The following is a 2832-nucleotide window of genomic DNA, read 5'->3' as shown; positions in this document are numbered from 1 at the left end:
AAAGGCAAATACGTATACATTGGCGGTTCGGAAGCGGACAACAACGCGCATCTGTTTAAGAAGGGCGCAATGAACGTGCTGCAAAAGTATATCGATAGCGGCGACATCCAAATCGTATACGATCAGTGGTCGAAAGACTGGAACCCTGCAGCAGCTTTGTCCAACATGGAGAACGCTTTGACTGCGAACAACAACCAAATCGATGCGGTCGTAGCTGCGAATGACGGAACAGCTGGCGGCGCGATTCAAGCTTTGACAGCGCAAGGGCTTGCAGGCAAAATTCCAGTATCCGGACAGGATGCTGAGCTGGCTGCGGCACAACGTATTATCGAAGGAACGCAAACGATGACGGTCTACAAACCGATTAAGGCACTGGCAGAGAAAGCAGCTGAACTGGCTGTTAAGCTGGCCAAAGGCGAAGATGTAGGCGCGGACAAAAAGTAACAATGGCAAAATTGATGTTCCATCCATTCTCCTCGACCCGATTGCCGTTACGAAGGACAATATTGATGCAACGGTTATCGCTGACGGTTTCCATTCGAAAGAAGATGTCTACAAAAACGCGAAATAAAAAGGCAAGAGCGAGCGGGGTGAACGAGGCATGACGGCTGCATTGGAGATGCGGAATATTACGAAAGAATTTCCCGGCGTGAAAGCGCTGAACGATGTGACATTGACGGTAAAGAAAGGTGAGATTCACGCCTTATGCGGAGAGAATGGCGCCGGCAAATCAACGTTGATGAAAGTGCTCAGCGGACTCTACCCTTCAGGCAGCTATAATGGGCAGATTCTTATCAACGGTGAAGTGAAGCGCTTCTCCAGCATCAAGGATGCGGAGGAATCCGGAATCGCCATTATTTATCAGGAGCTGGCGCTAGCGAAGGACTTGTCCATTGCCGAGAATTTATATCTCGGCAAGGAGCTGGCCCGCTTTGGGATCATTAATTGGGAGCGGGTTTTCAAGGAAAGCGAGAAATGGCTTTCAGAGGTAGGCTTAACCGATGTCAGCCCGGAGACAAGAACCGGTACGCTGGGCATCGGCAAGCAGCAGCAGGTGGAAATAGCCAAAGCGTTGTCCAAGAAAGCCAATATTCTTATTCTCGATGAGCCGACGGCAGCGTTGACCGAGCAAGAGGTTGAAATTTTGCTATCGATCCTTCGCGAGTTCAAGAAACGCGGCGTTACCTGTATCTATATCTCGCACAAGCTGAAGGAAGTATTCAGCATAGCGGATTCAGTCACTGTTCTGCGTGACGGCAAAACAATTGGCACCTATGATGCCAAAGATATCAATGAAGAACAGGTTATCTCACTTATGGTAGGGCGGGAGCTAAAGGAACTGTTTCCTCGGATCGAGGCGGTGCCGGGCGACGTTATATTGAAAGTGGAGAACTACACTGTTATGCATCCCGATTTGGATCGAAAGGTCATCGACAATATTTCATTCCAGGTACGGCAGGGTGAAATATTCGGCATTGCCGGTCTAATGGGCGCAGGCCGGACAGAGCTTGTAATGAGTCTGTTCGGCTCCTATCCGGGAGCAGCTGTCGGAAGAATCGAGATTGAAGGGAAGCATGTCAAAATCAAGCACACGCAGCATGCGATCCGGCATGGGATGGCGCTGGTCTCCGAAGATCGAAAAAAATTCGGCCTTGTACTCGGCATGGATGTGAAGAGCAACGTAACGATGGCCAGTCTGAATCAGATTGCATCGGGCGGCGTGATCGATCCAAATCGTGAAGTCATCAGGGGCAATGAATATATCCGTTCTCTGCAAATTAAGGCGAACTCGGTGGAGACGATTGTCGGCACATTAAGCGGAGGCAATCAGCAAAAGGTCGTACTCGGCAAGTGGTTGATGACGAAACCGAAGATTCTAATTCTTGATGAGCCAACCCGCGGTATCGATGTTGGTGCCAAGTTTGAAATTTATACGATTATGAATGAGCTGATCCGGCAGGGCGTTGCGATCATTATGGTCTCCTCCGAGCTGCCCGAGCTTCTCGGAATGAGTCACCGCATTATGGTTATTGCGGAAGGGAAGCGGGCGGCGGAATTTACGGCGGAGGAAGCGACACAGCAGGCGATTATGACGGCTGCGACAGGAGGGAAAGAACGATGAGCGCAAAAACGGAAACGGTGCCGGTGCAGCCGTCACGCGTACAAAACTGGTTTAAATTCGATGCGCGCGCTTATACGATGATTGGTGCGCTAATTGCGATATGGGTATTGTTCTCGCTGCTGCATGAACGGTTCCTGTCTCCTACGAATCTTTCAAACTTATTTCTGCAAATGTCTGTTACGGCAATTCTCGCTATCGGCATGGTACTGGTCATCGTTGCCGGACATATCGATTTGTCGGTCGGATCACTAGTTGGTTTAGTCGGCGGTGTGGCAGCCATGCTCAACGTCTGGTATGATTGGCCGGCTATTCCGGTCGTCATTACCGCAGTGGCACTTGGCGCGATCGTCGGATTTATTCAAGGCTGGATCATCGCTTATAAGGCGGTGCCGGCATTTATCGTTACGCTAGGCGGCATGCTTATCTTCCGTGGTGCATTATTCGGAACGACAGGCAGCGTAACGGTAGCACCTCTGTCGCCTGGTCTTAAAGCAATCGGCCAACATTACACGTCGGATATTATCGGTTGGATTTTCGGCATAGTTGGATTGCTGATTGCGGCTGTACTGCTGCTGCGGAAACGCTCATCCCGCATCCGTTACGGATTTGATGTTGAACCGCTTGCCGTTACTTTGCTTCGCATGGGAGTTACCGGCGCTCTTATTCTCGGCTTCGTTGGCGTTATGAACAGCTACAAAGGCATTCCGGTT

3 protein-coding genes are annotated in these 2832 nt (G+C 50.4%); all 3 read left to right on the top strand.

Annotated elements, in window-relative coordinates; genetic code table 11:
* On the top strand, positions 1-444 hold a 444-nt coding region (locus TX77_RS10685; RefSeq protein WP_230198126.1), incomplete at its 5' end, for a substrate-binding domain-containing protein.
* 157 nt (positions 445-601) lie between these two features.
* Entirely contained in the window at positions 602-2122 is a 1521-nt protein-coding gene (locus tag TX77_RS10680; protein WP_042171543.1) for a xylose ABC transporter ATP-binding protein, read from the top strand.
* Positions 2119-2832, top strand: a 714-nt coding sequence (locus TX77_RS10675; protein ID WP_044505085.1) for a sugar ABC transporter permease, incomplete at its 3' end; no start/stop codon positions are given. The genes TX77_RS10680 and TX77_RS10675, both read left to right, overlap by 4 nt.

This window comes from Megasphaera massiliensis, from assembly GCF_000455225.1.
Classification (GTDB): Bacteria; Bacillota; Negativicutes; order Veillonellales; family Megasphaeraceae; genus Megasphaera; species Megasphaera massiliensis.
The sequence above is the reverse complement of the archived record's forward strand: the minus strand, read 5'-3'. Positions and strand labels throughout refer to the sequence as shown.